18 protein-coding genes and 2 pseudogenes are annotated in these 20,414 nt (G+C 64.5%); 9 read left to right on the top strand and 11 right to left on the bottom strand.

What is annotated here, in order from left to right:
- The 3 genes and pseudogenes from J2Z33_RS18750 to J2Z33_RS13865 form a co-directional block, all read right to left on the bottom strand.
- Positions 1-104, bottom strand: a 104-nt coding sequence (locus J2Z33_RS18750) for a hypothetical protein (RefSeq protein WP_342454200.1), incomplete at its 3' end; no start/stop codon positions are given.
- Between the two features lie 85 nt (positions 105-189).
- Positions 190-615 (bottom strand): annotated as a pseudogene (locus tag J2Z33_RS13860) (MobA/MobL family protein); the annotation flags it as partial.
- A 15-nt stretch (positions 616-630) separates the two neighbouring features.
- Complete coding sequence (locus tag J2Z33_RS13865; protein ID WP_209842073.1) at positions 631-1,203, bottom strand: recombinase family protein; 573 nt, start codon at positions 1,201-1,203, stop codon at positions 631-633.
- A 275-nt stretch (positions 1,204-1,478) separates the two neighbouring features.
- Here J2Z33_RS13865 and J2Z33_RS13870 point away from each other — a divergent pair, with 275 nt between their 5' ends.
- From J2Z33_RS13870 to J2Z33_RS13880, 3 genes are all read left to right on the top strand, one after another.
- Positions 1,479-1,727, top strand: a complete 249-nt coding sequence (locus J2Z33_RS13870) for an AbrB/MazE/SpoVT family DNA-binding domain-containing protein (protein ID WP_209842075.1) — start codon at positions 1,479-1,481, stop codon at positions 1,725-1,727.
- A complete protein-coding gene (locus J2Z33_RS13875) occupies positions 1,720-2,106 on the top strand; it encodes a type II toxin-antitoxin system VapC family toxin (RefSeq protein ID WP_209842077.1) in 387 nt (128 codons plus the stop codon). The genes J2Z33_RS13870 and J2Z33_RS13875 overlap by 8 nt, the downstream gene beginning before the upstream one ends.
- A 1,260-nt stretch (positions 2,107-3,366) precedes the next feature.
- Positions 3,367-5,403, top strand: coding sequence for a zinc dependent phospholipase C family protein (locus J2Z33_RS13880; RefSeq protein ID WP_209842079.1), 2,037 nt, complete (start codon positions 3,367-3,369; stop codon positions 5,401-5,403).
- 608 nt (positions 5,404-6,011) lie between these two features.
- On the opposite strand, the pseudogene J2Z33_RS13885 reads toward J2Z33_RS13880, so the two are convergent.
- The 6 genes and pseudogenes from J2Z33_RS13885 to J2Z33_RS13910 form a co-directional block, all read right to left on the bottom strand.
- Positions 6,012-7,025: pseudogene (locus J2Z33_RS13885) on the bottom strand (IS110 family RNA-guided transposase).
- Positions 7,026-7,285: 260 nt separating this feature from the next.
- Positions 7,286-8,428 (bottom strand): nucleotidyltransferase-like protein, encoded by a 1,143-nt coding sequence (locus J2Z33_RS13890; protein WP_209842082.1) that lies wholly within the window; start codon positions 8,426-8,428, stop codon positions 7,286-7,288.
- 3 nt (positions 8,429-8,431) lie between these two features.
- Positions 8,432-9,055 carry a Cap15 family cyclic dinucleotide receptor domain-containing protein gene (locus J2Z33_RS13895; RefSeq protein WP_209842083.1) on the bottom strand — a complete coding sequence of 208 codons (624 nt, stop codon included), beginning with the start codon at positions 9,053-9,055 and terminating at the stop codon, positions 8,432-8,434.
- Positions 9,055-9,801: a PaeR7I family type II restriction endonuclease gene (locus J2Z33_RS13900; protein WP_209842085.1), complete on the bottom strand. Its 747-nt coding sequence runs from the start codon at positions 9,799-9,801 to the stop codon at positions 9,055-9,057. Before J2Z33_RS13900 ends, J2Z33_RS13895 begins: the two co-directional genes overlap by 1 nt.
- A gap of 1 nt (position 9,802) precedes the next feature.
- Positions 9,803-11,527 (bottom strand): Eco57I restriction-modification methylase domain-containing protein, encoded by a 1,725-nt coding sequence (locus tag J2Z33_RS13905; protein ID WP_342454197.1) that lies wholly within the window; start codon positions 11,525-11,527, stop codon positions 9,803-9,805.
- 171 nt (positions 11,528-11,698) lie between these two features.
- Complete coding sequence (locus J2Z33_RS13910) at positions 11,699-13,621, bottom strand: GmrSD restriction endonuclease domain-containing protein (protein WP_209842087.1); 1,923 nt, start codon at positions 13,619-13,621, stop codon at positions 11,699-11,701.
- A 428-nt stretch (positions 13,622-14,049) separates the two neighbouring features.
- Here J2Z33_RS13910 and J2Z33_RS13915 point away from each other — a divergent pair, with 428 nt between their 5' ends.
- From J2Z33_RS13915 to J2Z33_RS13930, 4 genes are all read left to right on the top strand, one after another.
- The gene (locus J2Z33_RS13915; protein WP_209842091.1) at positions 14,050-14,709 is read left to right on the top strand and encodes a hypothetical protein; all 660 of its coding nucleotides are present in this window, start codon (positions 14,050-14,052) and stop codon (positions 14,707-14,709) included.
- 23 nt (positions 14,710-14,732) lie between these two features.
- A complete protein-coding gene (locus J2Z33_RS13920) occupies positions 14,733-15,938 on the top strand; it encodes a helix-turn-helix domain-containing protein (RefSeq protein ID WP_209842093.1) in 1,206 nt (401 codons plus the stop codon).
- A 321-nt stretch (positions 15,939-16,259) separates the two neighbouring features.
- Positions 16,260-16,481 (top strand): hypothetical protein, encoded by a 222-nt coding sequence (locus tag J2Z33_RS13925; RefSeq protein WP_209842095.1) that lies wholly within the window; start codon positions 16,260-16,262, stop codon positions 16,479-16,481.
- 3 nt (positions 16,482-16,484) lie between these two features.
- Positions 16,485-17,093, top strand: a complete 609-nt coding sequence (locus J2Z33_RS13930) for an ATPase (protein ID WP_209842097.1) — start codon at positions 16,485-16,487, stop codon at positions 17,091-17,093.
- A 92-nt stretch (positions 17,094-17,185) separates the two neighbouring features.
- Here the strand turns inward: J2Z33_RS13930 and J2Z33_RS13935 are convergent, their stop codons facing one another.
- Together J2Z33_RS13935 and J2Z33_RS13940 are read right to left on the bottom strand one after the other, a co-directional pair.
- The gene (locus J2Z33_RS13935) at positions 17,186-17,647 is read right to left on the bottom strand and encodes a hypothetical protein (RefSeq protein WP_209842099.1); all 462 of its coding nucleotides are present in this window, start codon (positions 17,645-17,647) and stop codon (positions 17,186-17,188) included.
- A 569-nt stretch (positions 17,648-18,216) separates the two neighbouring features.
- Positions 18,217-19,116, bottom strand: coding sequence for an ArdC family protein (locus J2Z33_RS13940; protein WP_209842101.1), 900 nt, complete (start codon positions 19,114-19,116; stop codon positions 18,217-18,219).
- Positions 19,117-19,643: 527 nt separating this feature from the next.
- Between J2Z33_RS13940 and J2Z33_RS13945 the strand changes: the two genes are divergently transcribed.
- A complete protein-coding gene (locus J2Z33_RS13945) occupies positions 19,644-20,114 on the top strand; it encodes a thermonuclease family protein (RefSeq protein WP_209842104.1) in 471 nt (156 codons plus the stop codon).
- Entirely contained in the window at positions 20,111-20,272 is a 162-nt protein-coding gene (locus J2Z33_RS13950; protein ID WP_209842106.1) for a DUF2985 domain-containing protein, read from the top strand. Before J2Z33_RS13945 ends, J2Z33_RS13950 begins: the two co-directional genes overlap by 4 nt.
- Positions 20,273-20,414 lie beyond the last annotated feature (142 nt).

Below are 20,414 nucleotides of genomic sequence, written 5' to 3' on the forward strand. Positions count from 1 at the left end.
AGCGCCGCCTCGCGCTGCACGGCCAAGCGGCGGTGATCCACGCGCTCGGGCCGGCCGGCTCGCGCCAGGGCCGCGTTCTGCAGGTCGGCCCAGAGCTCCCGCACGACCCGAAGCTCGCCGCCTCGGTGCCCGGGCGTCCAGCTCGCGCGTCTTGCCGCTCAGGCCCTCCGGCCCGAGCCGGCGCGTGGTGGTCAGCACGTGCGCGTGCCAGGTCCGCTGGTCGCCCTCGCGGTCCGGGGCGTGGATCGTCACGTCGGCGGCCACGCCATAGCGGGCGACCAGAGCTTGGGCGAAGGCCCGCGCCAACTCCCGCTGCTCCGTCGGGCTCAGCTCCGCCGGCAGCCCCAGCTCCCACTCCCGCGCGGGAACGCCGTCCCGGCGCCGCTCCCGCGCTTCGGCCGCGTTCCAGAGCGCGGCCCGGTCCTGCGCCCAAGCGGGCGCGTCCTCGGGCGCGACGATGAAGGCGTCCACCACGCCCCGCTTGCGCTCGTAGTTGTGCGTCTTGCCCTCGCGCTCGCAGGAGATGACACAAGCCGCGCGGAACGCGGCGGCGGCCTTGGCCGAGCGGCCGGCGGAGCGCTGCACGACCTTGACCACCAGATGGTAGATCGCCATGGCGGCTTACTCCTCTCACATAGACGGGACGGCTCGCTTTCCGCTTCCTGTCAGGAACCTGTACACCGACGACCGTGCGATCCCCAGGTGTTTGGCGATGGCGGTGGGGCTGAGCCGTTCCTCGGCGTGGAGACGCCGCACCTCCTCGGGATCGATCTTCGGCTTTCGTCCCGTGTAGACGCCGCGCGCCTTGGCCGCCTGGATCCCTTCCATCTGCCGCTCGCGGCGCAGGTTCGTCTCGAACTCGGCGAAGACCCCCAGCATGTCGAGGAAGGCCTTGCCGGCCGCCGTCGAGGTGTCCACGGGCTGCTCGGTGGCGCGCAAGCTCACGCCCCTGCCCTTCAGCTCATGCACGAGATCCTGGAGGTCTTTCACTGAGCGCGCCAGCCGGTCGATGCGGGTGACGACCAGGGTGTCGCCGGGGCGGAGGAACTGCTGCAGCAGCTCGAGCTCGGCCCGGCCTTCCCGGCTCGTGCCGGTCTTCTTCTCCGCCCGGATCACCTGGCACCCGGCCGCCCGGAGCGCCGCCTCCTGCAGAGAGAGGTCCTGGTCGGTGGTTGATACTCGCGCGTAGCCGTAGAGGGTCATGGGAGGGGCGATCTGTCCTGTGAGGGTCTAGACCCACCCACCATGCTGTCCGACATGGCCGAAAGCAACCCTAGTTGGACGCGCGGCGGTGTCCGATGCGACTGGCCGGCTGGGGTATACCCTAGATGACGTGATAGCTAGTCGACAGGTTCAGTGTGGGTCTGCTCGCGACCCATCGCGATATCTGAGCTATCTATGACCGAGGACGCTGCTTGCGACCAACAGAGCGCGTCAGGTATGAAGATACTATGACTGCAAAATACGAGGGGCGTCAAATGCCAGCCCAGAGGGTCCGGATCATCGAAGGCGGCAAGCTGGTGATCCCGGCGAGCATGCGCCGCGAGCTCGGCATCGGCACCGGCGATACCGTTCTGGTCGATGTAGAGGATGGCGAGCTGCGGGTCCGGTCGCTGTCGAAAGCGATCGCACGCGCCCAGGCCATCCTGCGCCGCCACGTGCCCGAAGGCGTGTCCTTGGCCGATGAGTTGATCGCGGACCGCCGGCGCGAGGCCGAGCGTGAGTAGGGCGGTGGTGCTCGACTCCTCGGCTCTGCTCTGCCTCCTCAACGGGGAGCTTGGGGCCGAGCGCGTGGCCGAGGTATTGCCCTCGGCGGTAATCGGGGCCGTAAACCTCGCGGAGGTTGTGACCAAGCTGCGCGAGCGTGGCCTGAGTGCGGAAGAGGTGGACGAGGTGCTGGGCGGGCTGCACCTCGACGTGCGGCCGCTCACGGCCGCCCAGGCCTACGCCACGGGACATCTACGACCTGCCACACGGTCGCTGAGTCTGTCGCTCGGCGACCGGGCCTGCCTGGCGCTGGCGTCCGAGCTTGGGGCCGTGGCGCTGACGTCAGATCGAGCCTGGGCGGGGGTCGAGGCGGGTGCAGACGTCGAGGTGATCCGGTAGGCTCGGTTCACTCAGCCAGGACGGCCAGTTCCACCAGAACTGCTCGAAGGACAGGGTGGCTCGCCGCCGGGCAGTTCCCTGCGATGACACGCCTTGCAGGGAACAGGTTCGAGGGTTTGGGCCCCCAGCCCTGTCAAGGCTTGTCCTCTGCGCGATGCACCGCGCCTGCGGGAAGCCTAGACCGGGCTTCCGGGCCGGGGCGGTACTCCGGTCCGGGTCTGCCGAACACATGCGGTGCAAGAGGCTGGTCTGGATGTCCAACACACGAACGGACACTGTCGACAAACTCAAGGCGCGCCTGCCCATTGGACAACCAGAACTGCTCGCTTATCACGTCCCCTCGCTGCGCCGACTAAACCACTAAGTTACTGAAATAAGAGCAACTACAGGCCCTGAGTCTTCAGGGGGCCGAAGGATTAGATTTCACTTAACAGATGGTCAGATTTCGGGTATTCTGGACACAAGTAGACTCGCAACCCGTGTCTAGGGAGACGAGAATGCCTTTTACTCTTCGTGCCGCCTCGATTGTGCTGCTCTCGACATTAGGATCAGCCTGTTTCGCCCAGGACGGAACGAGCTTCGAAGATGTTGTGCCGCCTCCAGATCCTCCGCCGACTTACCCGGAAGTCGTGACAGCCCCGCCGCCCGTCAATCTGTTTCCTGACCCTTCCATGCCGGAGCCTAGACCGGAAACTAGGCTCCAAGTCACCCCCGATATCTCACTTGGCGGATCGGTCTCTGATACCGGGGTCACGGGAAATATTAGAATTCCCTGCCCGGATAACTTGTGCTTGGGACAGTAAAGGGGCAGCCTTTAGACACTGGTGCTACTTAGCAGGTCGGCTCCTTTCCGGTGCCCAGCACCGGAAGCTCCATAATGATTGGCATCAAGCTATCGTCCGACAATCCAATACATGTTATCACAATCTTAATTTGAACGAAGACTCTGACTCGAGTGGTAGCATATCAACCATACTAGGGGCAGTTACAACTGTATCCTTGGTAAACCGTTACTCCATTTGCTACCTCCATCCACACCCTCGCCTCTACTTGCTATTCCACTAGAGTGAAGCAGGAGCTTGAAGCGCATAGATTTCTCGCCCTTTTAACAGAATACGGCTGGCATGTTGAACGAATTGCCTAAACATAGCGACAATCAGATGTGTTTGATCTCAGACGCACTGTGGGAGCAAAATCCATCGTCGTGATGAACGCCGACCGCCGTGTCTCCTATAATTTAACGAGGCGAAGAGGGCAATGATGTTCCGTCTTGCGATCATGGTTTCAGCCTTTTCGTCGCTGTTCTTTGCTCCATCTGCTTCTTACGCTTGGAAGCCCTCAACGCACGTGTTCCTAGCTGAAATTGCCATCCGCGATGCTTTGGATGACGGAATGGTAGTCATCGAGGATTTGTCTACGGGTCAAACAAGAACATATGCGGTCGCACCCGAGACTCTGGAGGCGCTACGCTTAGGCATGCCACAGTACCGCTCAGGCGTGCTAGGGCCTGACGCGTATCCCGATATCGCCACGGGCCAACAGGTCATCCATCCCGACGGCACTGAGACAGGCGTGCTTGGCGGTTCGGACGCATGGCTAGCACAAGTGTGGCTGGGCTTTGCGGCCACTCCCCAGGAGCGAGCTTTCCGACTTGGGTACCTCACCCATGCCGCCGGGGACATGTATGGCCACACTTACATAAATCATTTCACAGGGGCGCCCTTCACGCTCTCGCCGCTCGACAACGCAATCAAGCACGTTGTCTTGGAGAGTTACATCGACAAGCGGCTGCCCATCGAAGACATGGGCCCAGAGATGTTCAACGCCTCGATCTCGGGCCTTGAGAACACCATTTATCGGGTGATGATCGACGCGCGGCCGGGTACTGTCCTCGATACGACGTTGCTACCTGAAGGTAGCCCGGGCGTAGCCTACTCAGTGCCGCGCATATTCTCGACTCTGCGGCGCGATCTGGATGGCGAGATCTCTGACTACTACGCGCATAAGGAATATTTGCAACGACAGATCGACGAGTGCGACGTTCTGGACTTTTCCTGCTCGAAGGTAGCGCTGGGTATTGAGTTGGCCGGCTACGTGGCGGCCAACGGTTTACAGACGACTTACAAAGAGTATTGGCGCGACGACATTGATGACGGCCTCCGCGCTTGGCCGGCCACAAGCCACGCGGTGGCGCTTGCCCTATTCTTTAACGTCGCACGTAGTGCGGACACTGCTGCGGCCGATAATATTTTGACAAACTATGTCCTGCGCCACCTCTTGTCCATGGCTGGGGCGCCTGACTTCGTCGGACTGACTGCGGAAGTGATCGGCGATATCGTCGAAGCCATCACCCCAGAATTCCTCCTCGAGCCGCTGAGACAACTGAAAGAGGACATGCTGAATGCGCTTCTCAAAAGTGCCATTGGCATGACTAAAGAAGGGTTAAAGGCCTATTTAACTCGGCCCGACCAATACTTCGACGTTGTGATGTCCCGAGGCAACGGCGAGCACGTCACCTTAGCAACTTTCAATGCCCAGTATCTAGGGCTTGAAGATCCAGGCTACCAGAACCCCGCTGAGACTTTCGACTACCGGAATCTTCCGGCCGCCTACAACTCCATGGTGATGAGCAAGCTCGTGCTGCTCGCGCCGAATCAGATCAATGCCTTGGTAGCCGACCTAGGTGGATCAGAGAGGCTCGAGACGCCGAATGTCATGCTAGGCTTCGCGCGCACTCTCGACGGCTCGACACAGTGGCGTAATGGAATGGTATTGGCCCGGGACTGCGCGATCTACGATAGGGTGCTAATGGCTCTGCCCGGCGATGGAGCGTGTAGAGGCGTTGCAACTCCGGCTCGAGCTCAACCGGCTTCATCCGCCCGGGAAGATGCTATTAGAGCTGTCCAAGACATGTGGGCAAGTTGGTCCCTATCAAACTCGCAGGCTATGCCATTCTGGCAAAGCCACTATGCAGACGAAGTCGAGTACTACGGCAGCCTAGAAGAAAGCGCGGAAGTAGTCCAGTTAAAGGAAGACTTCGCCGAGCGGTGGCCTGAACGACTTTATAGACTGCGACCGCAGACGGTCAGCGTTGAGTGCGTTGACGATGAGCGATGCAGCGTGTCCGGCATCGTCGACTGGGACGTAGCGAGTGACGAGCGAAACGAACGCTCCGTCGGCGCTGCCGAGTTCACAGTGGGCCTGAGCTTCTCGGGCGGAAGCTTCGAGATCTTCAGAGAGTCCGGGAAAGTTATTAATAATGATCGAATGCCTCTCGATGAAGCTACTCCCGAGTAAACTGCCATGATTGGCCTGCTGCCGGTTTCGTGAACACGACCATAAGATCGTGACCTTGGAACTGGAGAGTGCCGATGGGGCAGAAGTTCAGTCGCGAGTTCAAGCTTGAGGCGGTGAAGCTGGTGAGGGAGCCAGGAAAACGAACGAGACTGCTGCCGAGTGATGACCATGGGCGCCGTCCGGATTGCTTCACCCGGTCCTTTGCCGGACAGGAGATTGCTAGGCACGGTTCCTGGACACGGTTGAACGCCTGAGCGCGGTCGACGGAGCCGAGCTGCTGTGATGACGTGGACGGCCTCGCCCTCCGGCTTCCACGCTCGGTACCGTGACCGTCGATGATGGCGTCATGTGTGGACGGCCTCTTGGACGCAAGGATGTTTTCGACGTGCTGAACTCGGTCGAGTGCAGTCATGTGTTCGGCCTGTTGTCGCGGCTGTCGGCCGCTGGCCTTGATGAAGTCCGCGGATCGGATCCCTGATCACAGCAACGCGCTCGAAGCGCTCTGACCCCCTGGGTTTGTCCGATCCCCGGCTGCGGCCGGATCGTCATCACGTCTCATCACTCTCACGTCCACGACACCGTCGCTTTGTGACAACGGCGTCGATCTCTCAGGCAGCTCTCGGGGTGAAGACCTCGACGCGTGCCATCAGGCTCCACGCGATCCGCGCGCTCTTGTTGGCAACCGCGACCGCGGCAACCTTCGGTTTCTTCCGGGCGATCAGCCCGGAAATCCACGCCTCGCCCCCGCGCTGGCGCGCGAACCGCAGCACAGCCGTCGCGCCAACGACCAGAAGCCGTCGGATGTATCCGTCGCCCGCTCGGCTGATGCCGCCTTGGCGCTCCTTGCCGCCGCTGCTGTTCGCTCGCGGCGTGAGCCCGAGCCAGGCTGCGAACTGCCGGCCGGATCGGAACTGGCCCGGGTCGGGAACTGTCGCCGCAATCGCCGGGGCCATGATAAGGCCGATCCCGGGGATGGTGGCAAGCCGACGGCTGGTCTCGTTGGCGCAACGCCAGACGAGGATACGCCTCTCCAGATCGGCGACTTCGTTGTCGAGACTCGCCAGCTGACGGGCAAGGGCTCGTAGAGCGGCCACGGCCGAGGCCGGCAGCTCCTCGCTCCGCTTCTCCATCGACGCCAGCGCTGTCCGCACCCCCGCCGGCCCTCGCGCCGCGACGATCCCGTACTCGCCCAGATGGCCGCGGAGCGCGTTGATCAGCATGGTCCTCTGCCGGATCAGGAGATCGCGCGTCTTGTGCAGCATCAAGGCGGCCTGTTGCTCCTTCGACTTGATCGGCACGAAACGCATGGTCGGCCGGGTGACGGCCTCTGCGATTGCCTCGGCGTCGGCCGCGTTGGTCTTCCCGCGCTTGACGTGGGCTTTCACGTAAACCGGCGACATGAGCCTCACCTCGTGAGCAAGCGCCGTGAGCTCCCGGCCCCAGTGATGGGCCGAGGCGCATGCTTCCATGCCGACCATGCAGCGCGGCAGCCGCTCAAAGAAGCCCAGAACCTACGAACGCCGAAGCTGTCGACGGACAACAACCTCGCCTGCCGCCGATACGCCGTGGACCTGAAACACCGTCTTCGCCAGGTCGAGCCCGATTACCGCAATGTCCGACATCTTCGTCGCTCCTACTGTGACGCCATCATCGACGGTCACGGTACCGAGCGTGGAAGCCGGAGGGCGAGGCCGTCCACGTCATCACAGCAGCCCAAGTCACGAGAATTGCCAAAAGGACTGCGAGTACGGCGACAGCCGACATGACGATCACCCAGGTAATCTGGCTGAAAATCCAAAAACGTAGATAATCGCAATGAGTTAGGGCATAACCTGTATTTACTGCATCAACGACCGAAGGCGAAGCTTAGCGCGAGATGGAACTAGGCTGCTGGTACAACGGCCGATGCGATAGCCGAGCGGCTATCCAGCAAAGTGACGTCCGGACGCAAACTCAAGGTGACGCTCTGCTCCTTTGCGACTTCACGCACGAGGTCGTCCATTTCAGCAGAAAGGGTCTTCAGTCCGGCATACTTTTCCTCAGTGTCGAATATTCTTCGTGATCCATCAGGAACGATCAAGGATTTAGCCTTCGCCGGGTTATGATAAAGCTCGTCTAGGAACCTTTGCGTTTCCGCAAGGATCGCAAGCTCGAAGAGATAACCTCGACGAAAAGCACTAAGGTCAGCATGGTACATCGTTGCGGCGATATCAAAGCTCGGAAACACGATCGACTTACCTTCTTCGATCGCATCGTTCTTAACATTCTTGCAAAGCCGGATGGCTTTCTTCAGGCCACCTAGAGATTGTTGATCGCGTTCATCAATACGATGAATATGCAGGAAGGGAAGGTTGTCCACGGTCTCGGGAACTTTCTTGTTCAGAATGGTGATGCCTCGGTCCCGCTCTTGTCCGGATGCTTGGTAGTCGATGGTATCGTACCAATGAGAAGGAACAACATCGACGGGCCTAGCGAGCGAGCCGCCAGAAATGGCAATGGCCTTGCCCCCCGATGTATCAACACTAGCAGCCGGAAACTTGGCGATCAGAATTTTTTCTGCCTCTTTTCGCAATGCAGCCAAGACCCCAATCGATGTCTTGGTTGTAGGGGCCGTATACTGACCAAAACGGCTTTTCATACCTTGAGTGTGATATGTGTGAAATCCCGTGTCGAGACTGAGGAGATCCACGTCGCTCACGCCGCGAATATGAACGTTGAGCGGCACTGACCCTTGGAGCCTGAACCCGACGGAGAACCCCGCCGCCGTCAGCCCGTTGTTGAGTTGATTGCCGACACGCTCAGCCGTCTCGACGCTGATGCGTGTGTAGTCCTTGCCCACCTCCTGCATCGCCCCTAGGGCGTAGCGGGTGTAAGGCTGGCTCTTCGCACGCTTCTGCCATTCCTCTTCGAGAGAGCTCTTCGCAATCAACTCGTCGCGCGCGGACTCGTTCAAGCGGGAGAGCCGATCGGTCCCGCGCCGGCGGTTGCTGAGTTGGCTCAGGCGTTTATTGATATCTCGTGCCATAATCTACAGCCTGTGCAGCTTGAGGGTGCCAAACGTGTAGCGCCCATATCCGTTGAAATACTCCCCTTCGCCCGAGCGAAGGTCTTTGTCGAAGGTGATCTCAGTGAAACCGCGATGGCTCCTTAGCTCCGGCTCCCCGATCTTCGGATCATTCTTGTAGCTGTAGAATAGCCGATAGCCATCCGCCTCATCGCAAATAAGTGCTGCACTGTTGCTGTTCGATCCTGATTGGGGCGTCCGCAAGCGGACGCGGATTTTATCCCATGTCTGGATGATTGTGACCTGTGCTTCCCAGTTATAGCTTGGGCTTCCATCTGGATTGAGTGTCTGGCCTTTGCAACTCCATTCGCCGCTCAGGTCAGGAACTTTCAGGAACTTGCTCACTAGACTCCAACGCCAAGCGTACCGATCCAATAGCCAATACAGAGCGGCAAACACTGCTCCAGCTCCGACTAGAGAAAGGACGGAGGGCGGGAGGTTCGCGGGCAGGCCAAAGCGATGAGCAATATCGACGGCCCATAGGATGGCGAAAACAACGCCGGCAGAGACGCCGGCTGCGATCAAGCTAAGGTAACGTCCGACAATGGCCCGGCTTACGCCGCCAAGCACCGTGTACTCGTGTTCCATTATGAGGCTCTTGCTGCCTCGGCCGCGATATGGCCGGCAAACGCACTGACAAAGCTTCGCAGGCTCGTCAGCTCCGACAGGTCTGCGTAAGCGCCGGTATCCTTCCCCTCGCGCGGGGAGGCGAGTGTGCAAGCCGCCGTATACAGGTTCTCCCGCACGAGCTTCTGACAGAGAAGATCGTAGCGCTGCAGATACGAGGCGCCCCGGAACTCCGGAAAGATCGGGAAGTGCGGCGAGGCCTCCCGCTTGGCGGGGCTGCGCGAGGCCGGTGCGTCCTCGACCATCATGAGCCAGCCCAGGAAGGGTCGCGGGGTGTCCGCCCCGAAGCCACCCTCGCGGTAGGCGGTCCAGAAATCATGGGCGCTGCCGATGGCCTCCTCGGCCCGGTTGTTGGCGTTGTTGCCGAAGGAGGGCCCGACGTGGCTCTTCATCTCTAGGGCGGCGACGAGCCGGCCCTGGTGGATGACAAGGATGTCCCACAGCTTGGTGGGCCGGAAGTACCCGGGGAGGGTCAGGACGTGCCGCTTCTGGTGGATGTCGGCGTGCCCGAGCCCGTTTGCCTCCACGAGGTCGATCAGCAGGGCGGTGAAGCCGTCCATGGTGTTGCCGGCCGTGACGGCGCCGCGCTCGCCCACGTCGGCCCGGCCGGCCTCGATCTTGGCCTGGAGCGCCTTGGCCCGGTTACCCCAAAAGGCCATGACGGCCTCGCGCGTCTTGCGCTCGTAGTCCGCGAGATCGAGGGCCATGCTAGTGTCCGTTGCCCCCGAGCGCCGCCCGTTCCGTCTCGGAGAGCCCGTAAAGGGCGAAGACCGCCCGGTTGCAGGCGCCGAGGTCGCCCCGCTCGGCTGCGTCCCTCAGCCCGGCCCGGAGGCTCTCGGGCACGTCGCTCCAGAGGGGCAAGCGGATGCGCCGCAGGTACTGCGCCTGAAACCGCAGGTAGCCGCCCCGCATCCGGGTCGAGTAGATGGCCACGAAGAGCCGCGCGATGCCCGAGAGGAGCACGGCCTGGAGCGCGCGCACGTCCCAGGTGTCCGAGGTGATGTAGTAAAGGTTGTGGTGCGGATAGAGCCGCCCCTCCTCGTAAACCACGTGCGCCTCGCCCTTGATGTCCGGGATCAGGAGCTTGGGCTTCCGTGCGATCTCGGGCGTGATGCGGTCGATGGTCCGGTACCAGTTGGCCGGGGCCTTCTGGGCGACGTGGCGGCCGGCGATCTGCTCGCGCCGCGCCTCCAGGTAGGCGCCGAGGCGCGGGAAGCGGGCGAGGTCCACCAGCCGGCCATCGTCCGCGAAGGGATTGATGACGCCCAGGCCCCGCCACTCGACCGTGCCGCCGTCGATGTCGCGGGTCATGACCAGGGGAAGCTTGCGGTCGTCCTCCACGTCGAGGGCGTCATAGGGGCCGATGAAAGCCTTGTCTGCCCCCGTGGCCACGCCGATCCCGACCTTGCATCCGGCCTCCTCGATGGAGGGGAAGCTCGCCTCCAGGCGGCGCACGAGCGCGAGCTGGTCGGAGGACTCCAGGATCCAGGGCTCCGCGCCGGCGGTGACGCTCCCGAGCTCGCGCACGCCGCGCGCCGGGTCCGGTGCGGGCCCGGTCAGCTCGGCCGCCAGATGGGTAAGAGTGCCCGCATCAATCTCGGGGCGGTGCGCGATGCGGGTGGGGCCGGGCGCCTCGCGCGCGATGACGGTGATGGCCGGGTAGGCCACGACGTCCGAGTGGAAGGCCTGGGTGTCCACCATGTCCACGTAGGTGCGCAGGTGATAGCCGCGGGCCACCAGGGCGCGCAGCGGGCCGCCGTAGCGGTTCTTCATCCAGCGGTCCGAGCAGATGAAGCCGCAGCGCCCGCCCGGAGCGAGGAGGCCCAGCGAGCGCTCGATGAAGGGGACGTAGAGGTCGGCGCGGTCGTAGATGGTGCTGTAGCGCTCGCGGTACGCGGCCATGAGCGCGTCGGGGATCAGCTCCTGGCGCACGTAAGGAGGGTTGCCGATCACCACGTCGAAGGCACCCTCCAGATCGGCCAGGAGGAAGTCGCCCTGGCGCAGCCAGGCGTGGGCGAGGGTTTCGGCGGCGGTGGACGGGATGCCTTTCTGTTCGAGCCGGGCGATCACCTGCTCGCGGGTGCGCGCCCAGGAGGCGCGGTGCAGCTCGACGGCGCAAACCGCCTCCGACAGGGCCACCACCGGGTCGGGTCGGCCCTGGCCCGTCCAGGCGGCGAGCAGGCGGTCGAGCGCCGGCAGAAGGAAGTCGCCGTGCCCGAAGGAGGGCTCCAGGAGCCGCAGGCGCGCGAGGTCCTGGTCGGCCGTGTAGCCCGCGAGGTCCAGGAGGAAGTCCACCACCTCACGGCGGGTGAAGACCGCGCCGCGCTCCTCGACGCCCGCCTCGGCCATGGCCTCGACGGCCGCCGTCACGGGGCAGAAGCTCGGCAACGAGAGCTGGCGCGGGGTCGGGGTGAACCGCAGGGGGGTCGTCACGGGGGCCTCTCTTGGCGCTCAAGGAGCTGACCGGTCCCAAGCCGTCAGCGACACGAGAACGAAAGTAGATCGCCCGTCCCGAAAGGGTCAACCGACGAGCCGCAGTTGTCCACATGGATGAGGCGCTGCGGCCTCGCGAGGGCCGCACCCGAAGCGTTCCGTCCGTAGCCGCTACACGGTCGCGTCCGCGAGAGCCTCAAGGGGCAGGTCCGGCCCCCCATCCTCCTGGGGCACGTCCTCGCCTTCCTCGGGCAGGACCTCCACCCGGCTGATCGCATGCCCGGTCGCCCGTTCGATGAGGCTCAGAAGACGGGCTTCGCGGTCGGCCATGAAAGCGTCGAAGGCATTGGCGCGAAGCAGCGCTGGGTCGATCAGGTGGCTGCGCAGGAAGTTGTCCAACTGCTCCGGAGGGATCGGGGGAACGCCGTTCCCGCCCTTCTCCAGCTTGGCGAGGTAGTCCGATGGAGCCGCGCCGCTCAGGATGCGGTTCGTCCTGTAGCCCAGGGGCGTCTTGTTGATGATGGTGTCGAAGACGGCTGGCGCGATGCCCTTTCTCTTGCACCAGTCCTGCGGGAAGATGTGGTGGATATCGACGTACTCGTCGAAGAACACCGCCTGGCCGAACGGCTGGCCCGACCGGAAGTCGAGCGCACCGTCCTTCATCAGGAGGGCGTGGATGCCCTTGTAGGCGGCCGACAGGCGCGTGCGCATGGTGCGCAGCCGGTCCGGGCGGAAGCGGCCGTCGAGGACCGTGGTGGGCTCTCGACCGCCCTCGATCCAGGCCGGCACCTCCAGCACGTCCTTGGCGAAGCGGGTCTCGATGGCGGAGCCGTAGAGCTCGCCGAAGATGCCGCACCAGTACCAGCGCGCCAGCTTCTCTTGGACGGCGGCGTGTTCGGCCTTGGGGCCGAGCCGGGCGAGGATCGCGGCCAGCGGCACGAGCTGGCTCTGATAGGGCAGATCGATGACCCGGAAGATGTGGCGCTGGTAGAGGAACTTGGCGGCCGCCTTGAAGGCCTCCTCCACGGCCGAGTGGTACTTGCGATAGGCCTCCAGCGGCAGGTCGAGCAGCGATTGCCGCGTGGCCCGCACTGCCGGGAGATCGCTCTCCCTCTTGCCGGCGGCGATGGCGGCTTCGCGCTCGTCGACCCCGTGCAGCAGGGCGATCGCCTGCAGCACGTCGGTACTCGCCACCTTTTCGAGCACGCCGTACTTCTGCTCGGCCATGTGCCCATAGACCTGCAGGCGCTGCTGCATCCCGGGCTTCCCCTTAGTCCCCAGCCAGTCGTCGCGGAGCCGGAAGCCTTGCGCCGCGTACATCGCGGTGACGAGCTCGAAGGCGTCGAGGGGCTTGCCGCCGGTGTTCACCTTCTCGAAGACGAGGCAAACGGCCTCGTGGGACGTCTCGGCGCCCAAGGCAATGACAGGCACTTGGTAGCTCTTGAAGTTCTCCAGCACCCGCTCCTTGAAGGTCATGAAGAACTTGGTTTTGGCCATGTCGCCGCGCTCGCTCCAGAACGACCAGAAGCCCATCATCCAGTCGTCCCAGGACAGAACCCGGTTCAGCGGGAACATCAGGTTCTCGTATTCCAGCTCCGGCGCGGACAGGTCGAGGTCGACCTTGTGGAAGCCCGACTTGATCCTGCGGTCCTCCGGCACCCCGATGATCGCCTCCTCGCGGTCGATGTCGGGGTCGAGCGCCTTGCGCATGTCGATGTAGAACCAGCGCTTCACGTACTTGAGCCGGGGCGTGACCGTTTCCACCACCTCGCGCCGCAGGCAGGTCTGGTAAAGCGAGGTCATGCGCTGCTGCCCGTCGAGCAGCAACTGGTCGGGCACAGATCGGGCGGCGCCAACCTCGGCACCCTGGACGGGCCGCCGCGCGAACTTCTCGCCGTGGCCGGCCTTCATCTCCAACGTCATGAGGGCGCCGACCGGGAAGGCCTGCGAGATCGAGGCCACGAGGCTCTTGATGCGCTCCTCGTCCCAGACCCAGCTCCGCTGGAAATCGGGCAGTTGAATCTTCCCGCTCCCGCACTGCTTCAGGAGCTCTTCCAAGCTCACCGGATTGGTCTTGAACGCTGCCTGCCCCATGTCTCGCTCCCGCTCCATCCGCTCCAGCACGGCTCGCTCATCGGGCGGGGACGTGATCTGGCGGTGTTCGCTGCGACAGAGCACAGCGGGGAGTTGAAAGGCAAGCTGATGCCCGGGTCGCAACCGTCAAACCTGATGTAGCTAAGTAGGCTTGCGTACGTCGACCTAGAGGGCCGCCGGAGCTAGACCGGGAGGTGAGCACCTGCGTATTCACCGCCACGAACGAGGACCTGGGCGAGGTTCTGATCGAGGAAGGCATATGCGGACGGTGGAGCGGATAGTCCTCGGTTGAGGCTCCAGGCCACACTTGTGAGTACTCGGTTGCAAACAGGTGCATCTGCTCAACAAGGTGCAGATCACACCAGCATCACGCTTGATAACGCAAAATTTTAATGCGAATATCCTGTAAACAGCAAAGGGTATGTCGAGTGTCCGAGAGAGCCATCGAGCGGATCGTCACAACGTGGCCAGCCCAGTTCTTCCAGAACCTCGCCGAAGAGGTAGATGCCGCTTTCGCGAGGGCCAAGAGAACCACAGCCGATCAGATCGCTCCTCCAGAACGCCGCGCTGCCCTCGGGCAACTGCGCCACTTCTGCACAGAGCAGGCTTTTCGTACGGCTGGCCGCGCAGCTGGACTGAACGCCCACGTGCCGGACACGATCCCGAAGGGTGCCTGCTACTCGGTGGTCGAGGGAGGCGGGGTCTTCATGATCAGAACTAACGTGATGAGCCACTGTGGGGTGCCACGACCCACACGCTTCCGGCAACGGTGGGCATCGCTGAACGCCTGGCTAAGCCCTTTTCAGATCGATTTACTTGACTTGGATCGGCCTGCCCCTTCGTCCGATCGTCTGTGCGCCATGCTGGTTGTCACGGCCAGCCAGGACGGCGATATCGGTGTTCCTGCGTTTGTCGGGGTAGGCATCCCCAGCGATGACTGCTCGACTTGGCTCGCTCTAGAGCCGATCGGGCGTCTGATTGCCCGCTATCATGATGTTTCCTCGCCGAAGCCCACCGAGGCTCCTGTTGAGGTCAAGGACAAGGCGATGCCGAAGATCCGGACGCGAACCAACCAGAACGGGGGATAAACCCCGGACACCCTAGGAGGGGAATGACCATGCGCAACGGAACGCCGGGCTTCCAATCGAAGCGCTTGGTGGACGCCAGGGATTCGAGAGGACTTACGCAGATTGCGCTCGCCGACCTCATTGGTCGGAAAAGTTCGACGATCTCCCGATGGGAGAGCGGCGATCAATCGCCTGAGCCCGAAGCACTGGAGACGCTCTCGACCGCTCTTCGGTTGCCAGTCTCCTACTTTCTTCGCACCACGGCGGAGCATGGGGAGGCACCCATGTTCTTTCGGTCCCTGCTGTCGACGACGACCCAAGCCGAACGCAAGCGGGCCCGAGTTCGGTTGCGCTGGGCCGAGGAAATCTCGCTGTCCCTTCAGGAGTGGGTCGACCTACCTGAAGTCGATGTCCCCTTCCTTGAGGCGGCAGACCATCGCGACATCCGCGACGAGCACATCGAGCAGATAGCAAACGAGTGCAGGATCAGGTGGGGACTTGGGCTCGGGCCCATCTCCGATCTCATGCTGGTGATGGAGAACGCCGGGGTCGTGGCGGTTCGCGAGGAGATCGGCACGGCAAAGATGGACGGCGTGTCTCATTGGTCAGCGCTCGATCAGCGGCCGTACATCCTAATTGCCAGCGACAAGGCGACGGCTGTCCGATCGCGAATGGATGCAGCCCACGAGCTTGGCCACCTAGTCCTCCACCGCTTCATCCCTCACAAGAGCCTCACCAGTCCGGCGGACTTCAAGGAGATCGAGCGGCAGGCGTTTCTGTTCGCTGGAGCGTTTCTATTGCCAGCCGAGAGCTTCATGGCCGAGGTCTGGTCGCCGTCACTGAACACTTTCGCCGTGCTGAAGGAGCGCTGGAAAGTGTCTATTGGTGCCATGATCATGCGGTGCATCGGCCTCGGAGTCGTCGAGGGCGCTTATGAGCAGCGTTTGTGGAAGCACTACACCACCAGGGGCTGGAGAAAGGGCGAGCCTCTTGATGATGTGCTCGTGCCAGAGAACCCGCGGCTATTGGCCCGGTCAGTGCGTCTGCTTGTCGATGAGGGACATCGGACGCGCCGAGATCTGATGAGCGATTTCCGCCTCAGCTCCAGCGATGTCGAGGCTCTGTGCGGTCTCGATCAAGGCTACATGGGCGCAGAGCAAGCAGAGGTCGTACCATTTCCAAAAGTCCGGGCTAGGCCAGGGCGAGCGGATGAAGGTGGTCAGGTGATACCGCTGCGTCGACCGAATTGAGACTGCAAAGCACCTCGTGATGATCTGCCCCCTGATCCTCACTCACGCCCGATGACAACAGCGCGCTGCTCGCCTAATCCGGTAAGCGGTTACGCAGCTTATTAAGGACGCTCTGACTGACTAGGGGCGCATGCCTCTGCGACCCTGGTTCAGATGGAAGTCGCACAACATAGGTTATGCCAGCAGCTCTGACGGTCCTGATTTGATTGCCCGGAGTGCTGGGACAGCCATCCCGCCGCCCGAGCCGGCCGCCCTTGGCGCGCGAACGCTTTGAATGCCCGCCAGCCGATGCTATGTGGACGTGGAAGAGGATCCATCGCCATGGTCAAGATCGTCGTCGCCGAGCTCAACCCGCCCAAGGCCAAGGCCGCCAAGCCGGCCGTGCGCACGGCTCGTGTCCGGGCTCCGGACGGCCATCTGACGACGGTCCGCTCCATTCAGGCCGACAGCGAGTCCTTCGGCCAGGACTTCCAGCACGTCTTCGCCCGCAACGTCGAGCGCGTGCGCCGCGAGAACAGGAAAGTGGCCGGCGCGCGCAGCTGACGCTTGCCGACCGCGAACCGCCCCCGGCTCTGGATCGTGGCCGGCCCGAACGGGTCGGGCAAGAGCACGTCCTACGACAGCTCCGACATCGAGGAGTTCAACCGCTCGGTCTGGATCATCAACCCGGACCTGCTGGCGGCGCGCATCCGGGACATGGAAGATCTCCCCCTGGGCGAGGCCAACCTCCAGGCCGTCCGGCGCATCGAGCGGTGGCTCGAGGCCTCCATCGAGGCACACCAGACCGTGGGCGTGGAAACGGTCCTGTCGTCGCCCAAGTACCGCCGGCTTGTGGAGCTCGCGAAGAGCAAGGGCTTCGAGGTCCGCCTGATCTACGTCATCCTGCGCTCGCCCGACCTCAACGTGGAGCGTGTGAGGCTTCGTGTCCTGAAGGGCGGCCACGACGTGCCCGAGGACAAGGTCCGCGCCCGCTATGTCCGCTCCCTCGAGCAGATGCCCTGGTTTCTCGATCAGGCCGACCGGGCCTGGGTCTTCGACAACTCGGGCCGTACGCCTCGCCTCATCGCGGCGAAGCGGGACGGGGAGATCACCATCGACCCCCGTGGGATCCCTGCTGTCGAAGCCGCCATTCGGACTCTCGGTGCGGACGAGTGATGCCAGCCCGGATGCTGGGGCAGTCCCCCCGAGGTCCGGCGCAGGTCGCGGGACCGGTTGGAGTTGCAGCAAATCAGCGAAGCGGTCGTCCCCTACCGCCCGAGCAGATCGCCCATGGCGCGCCGCGCGTGCGCCTTGCGCCACCTTGTCCGCCGGTGCTCGGCGGCGTCGTGGAGCATGTGGCAGCGCTGGCAGAGCGCGGCGAGATCGCGGAGGCCGTTGCGGCTGGGGTCGTGGCGCAGATGGCAGCTCGCCAGCACCACGCGGGTGACCGGCAGCCGGGAGACCGGCTCCAGCCTGGGCAGCGCGGGCTGGCGCGCCTCCAGCACGGCGGGCGGGGCCAGGCCCCGCACCCGCCGGCCCCGGCCGTCACGCCAGATCATCCGTTCCTCGTCCCACCAGGTGCCCGCGCCATCGCCCAGGTGGACCACCCGCTGCCCGTGCGGCCGCCCGCAGCGCTCGCAGCGGCCCCGGGCGCGCCCGAAGCGGATCAGCCGCGAGAGCTCCGGCCAGTCGATGGGGTACAGCCAGCGGTTCTCGGGGGCGATCGGCATGGAGGCGAGTCTGGGCCATAAAGGCCCGAATGCCAAGGGAGGGGCAGCGGGAGGCCATCCCTCGGGGTTCGCCGGCCCAGACATCCTGCGGCGCAGCGACTACCGCGAACGCGATCCGAGTTCGGGTCGTGGTCCCGGAGCGGAGCAGGTCTTGTGGTCGCGCCGACGGGTCGGACCTGACTGACCCCGTTGGCTTCGTTCCCTATCAGCCCTCTCCCTGAACCGGCCCTCGTCCGCATCCCCTCCAAAGAAAAAGGCGGCCACCCGGGAGGAGGGCGCCGCCTTGTGTCGGCAGAGGCCCGCCCAGGGAGGAGAAAAGGGCGGCCGGTCCGATCCAGTGAGCGACCAGGCCGGGAGGAGGTGGCCCGTCGCGTCTTCCTCCCAAGTTAGCGCTAATGCTGCGCCTGCACAATGAACGGGGACGCGGGTCAGGTATGCGCGGCGCGCAAGCTGCTCCCGGACGGCACCGGTCTGACGCACCCGCAGAAGCGCGCGGTCAGCGGTCCGGACCGGGCGTCCCCGCGCCCGGCCTTCCCTGCCACCATCCGCGTCGCGAGGCAGAGGCCGCCTCAGGCGGCCACCTCCTCGGGATGCTCCACGACGCTCCCGCACCGCTCGATGATGAGGTCCACCGCCTTCTGCGCCTCGGAGGCGGCACGGAAGATCGCCTTCTTGTCCTCGCGCAGCGCCTGGAGCCAGCCCGCGACGTAAGCCGCCGACTGGTCGATAGACGGGGTGAGCCCCAGGGTGGCGAAGAGGAGGCACTGCCCGATCTCCGCCACCAGTTCCTCGAAGGCGTAGGCGGCCCGATCCTTGCAACGGGTGAGCCGGTCGAGCCGCGCCGTCCCGCCCGTGTAATGCACCGCCTCATGGCCCAAGGTCTCGTAGTAGCTCTGCGTGGTGTGGAAGGTGCTGACCGGGGGCATGTGGATGAGGTCGCGCGCGGGGTCGTAGTAGGCGCGGGGGTCGGCACTGGTCTCGACCGTGGCGCCGAGCCGGGCGAAGTAGGCTTCCAGGCTCTCGTCGGGCCGGGTGCCCAAGTCCACCGGCTTGTCGGCCTCGCGGGTGAACTCGGCCGGCAGCCCGTCGATCTGGTCCGCGTTGAAGACGCGGTAGGCCTTCAGATAGGGGCGGCGCTCCTCGGTCCCGTCCTCGCCTTCCTTCTCCACGACCCCGTACTTGACGACGAGGGTGGAGCGCTCGCCCTTGCGGACCTGCCCGCCCAGGGCCTCGGCCTGCTTGTAGGTCAGCCAGAACGGGGACGCGTAGCCCTTCTCGGTCGCCTCCAACCAGAGCATGAGGACGTTGATGCCCCGGTAGGCCTCCCCGGTGCTCCGCAAGGGTAAGGGGCAAGCGGTGCCGCCGGTCCAGGGCTTGCGCCAGGGGGGCGTGCCCGCCTCCAGGGCGGCGATGATGCGCTCGCTGATCTCGCGCTCGGGGTCGAAGGTCTTGGAAGGGGTGTGTGCCATGACGGCCTCCGCATGTGGTGGGTGTGCGGTGGGGGTCTGGTGCCCTCATCCGCCCTTGGGCGAAGCCGTCCCGGTCTGTCGTTCCGAAACAGGCCTCGCATGTTTCGGGAGAGGCAGAGCGGGGCGGGCGAAAGCCCGACCCGCGGCCCCGGCCGTCCCCGTCAGAGGGGGCGGAGGGACCCCTGGCGCGGCCCGCAGGGCGCAGCCCGAGGACACGGGGGGTCCCGCAGCCGACCGCGGCTGCCGCGGGCGCTGGCCCCTTGACGGGGGAGGCCGGGGATGCGTGGCGGATCCAGGACCTCGCGTGAGCGTCGCGCGGCCCGGCTTGGCCGCGCGTCCGTCCTCCCTAGAGCCCGACCCCCTCGGGGTCGGGCTTGCCGCTTCCCCTTCTTTGGCTGGGCCATGACCCGGCCCGTCGGACCTGCTAGAGCGCGGCCATGACCCGTCGCCCGCGCCGCAGTTCTCCCCGCCGCCGCTCTTCGTCCCGCTCCCGCAGCCGGCGCCCTCTGGCCTGGCTCGCGGCCCTTGTGGCCATCCTCGTCGCCCTGGGCTGGCTCGACCCCGCCCGTCTGCCGCAGGGCTGGGACGCGTGGTGGCCGGGCAGCCTCACCGAGTGGCTGCCCGGGTCCACGACCTCGCATCCGGCTCCGATCCCTGCCCCAGCTCCGACCCCGGCGCCACGCGAGGCCGAGCCCCCTGCCCCATCCCGGTTGGCCGACACCCTCCAGGGCCGGGTGACGCACGTGCGCGACGGCGACACCCTGGAGGTCGCGGGCGTGCCGGTGCGGATCGCCAACTTGGACTGTGCCGAACTGGGCACCACCGAAGGCGAGAGCGCCCGGCTGTTCCTGGCCGACCTCGTGGACGGTCAGACCCTCGCCTGCGACCTGGAAGGGCGGCGGAGCTACGACCGCGAGGTGGGCACCTGCGCCATCGCGGGTGAGGACCTGGGCGAGATCCTGATCGGCGAAGGCGTGTGCGGGAGGTGGAGCGGATGAGCCGCTGGCGGCCCCTCTGGCGCGAGCTGCGCGACGCCATGGCCCGCGAGGACTGGGTCACGCGCGGACTCCTCGTCGCGAGCGCCCTGCTTACCCTCTACTGCGTCACGCAGATCCCGCAGCGCGTCGTGGACGTGGCGCGCCTCTTGGGCTGGTAGAAGGGTCGCTCCAGCGGTTCATCGCCAGATCCGGACCCGGTGTCCTGCGGGGCCGAGCGCCGGGGGCGGCCGGCCCCCGGTGCCCCCGGGGATATTTGGAGAAGGTGAGGAGCAGGGAGCCGATCCAATCGGACCGAGAATT

This window comes from Rubellimicrobium aerolatum, assembly GCF_017872975.1.
Lineage (GTDB): Bacteria > Pseudomonadota > Alphaproteobacteria > Rhodobacterales > Rhodobacteraceae > Rubellimicrobium > Rubellimicrobium aerolatum.

Bases quoted from the DNA above. Each gene is read 5' to 3' on its own strand.
- J2Z33_RS13865 (WP_209842073.1), bottom strand. From the start codon at position 1,203: ATGACCCTCTACGGCTACGCGCGAGTATCAACCACCGACCAGGACCTC.
- J2Z33_RS13870 (WP_209842075.1), top strand. From the start codon at position 1,479: ATGCCAGCCCAGAGGGTCCGGATCATCGAAGGCGGCAAGCTGGTGATC.
- J2Z33_RS13880 (WP_209842079.1), top strand. From the start codon at position 3,367: ATGTTCCGTCTTGCGATCATGGTTTCAGCCTTTTCGTCGCTGTTCTTT.
- J2Z33_RS13890 (WP_209842082.1), bottom strand. From the start codon at position 8,428: ATGGCACGAGATATCAATAAACGCCTGAGCCAACTCAGCAACCGCCGG.
- J2Z33_RS13895 (WP_209842083.1), bottom strand. From the start codon at position 9,055: ATGGAACACGAGTACACGGTGCTTGGCGGCGTAAGCCGGGCCATTGTC.
- J2Z33_RS13900 (WP_209842085.1), bottom strand. From the start codon at position 9,801: ATGGCCCTCGATCTCGCGGACTACGAGCGCAAGACGCGCGAGGCCGTC.
- J2Z33_RS13910 (WP_209842087.1), bottom strand. From the start codon at position 13,621: ATGGGGCAGGCAGCGTTCAAGACCAATCCGGTGAGCTTGGAAGAGCTC.
- J2Z33_RS13920 (WP_209842093.1), top strand. From the start codon at position 14,733: ATGACCATGCGCAACGGAACGCCGGGCTTCCAATCGAAGCGCTTGGTG.
- J2Z33_RS13925 (WP_209842095.1), top strand. From the start codon at position 16,260: ATGGTCAAGATCGTCGTCGCCGAGCTCAACCCGCCCAAGGCCAAGGCC.
- J2Z33_RS13935 (WP_209842099.1), bottom strand. From the start codon at position 17,647: ATGCCGATCGCCCCCGAGAACCGCTGGCTGTACCCCATCGACTGGCCG.
- J2Z33_RS13940 (WP_209842101.1), bottom strand. From the start codon at position 19,116: ATGGCACACACCCCTTCCAAGACCTTCGACCCCGAGCGCGAGATCAGC.
- J2Z33_RS13950 (WP_209842106.1), top strand. From the start codon at position 20,111: ATGAGCCGCTGGCGGCCCCTCTGGCGCGAGCTGCGCGACGCCATGGCC.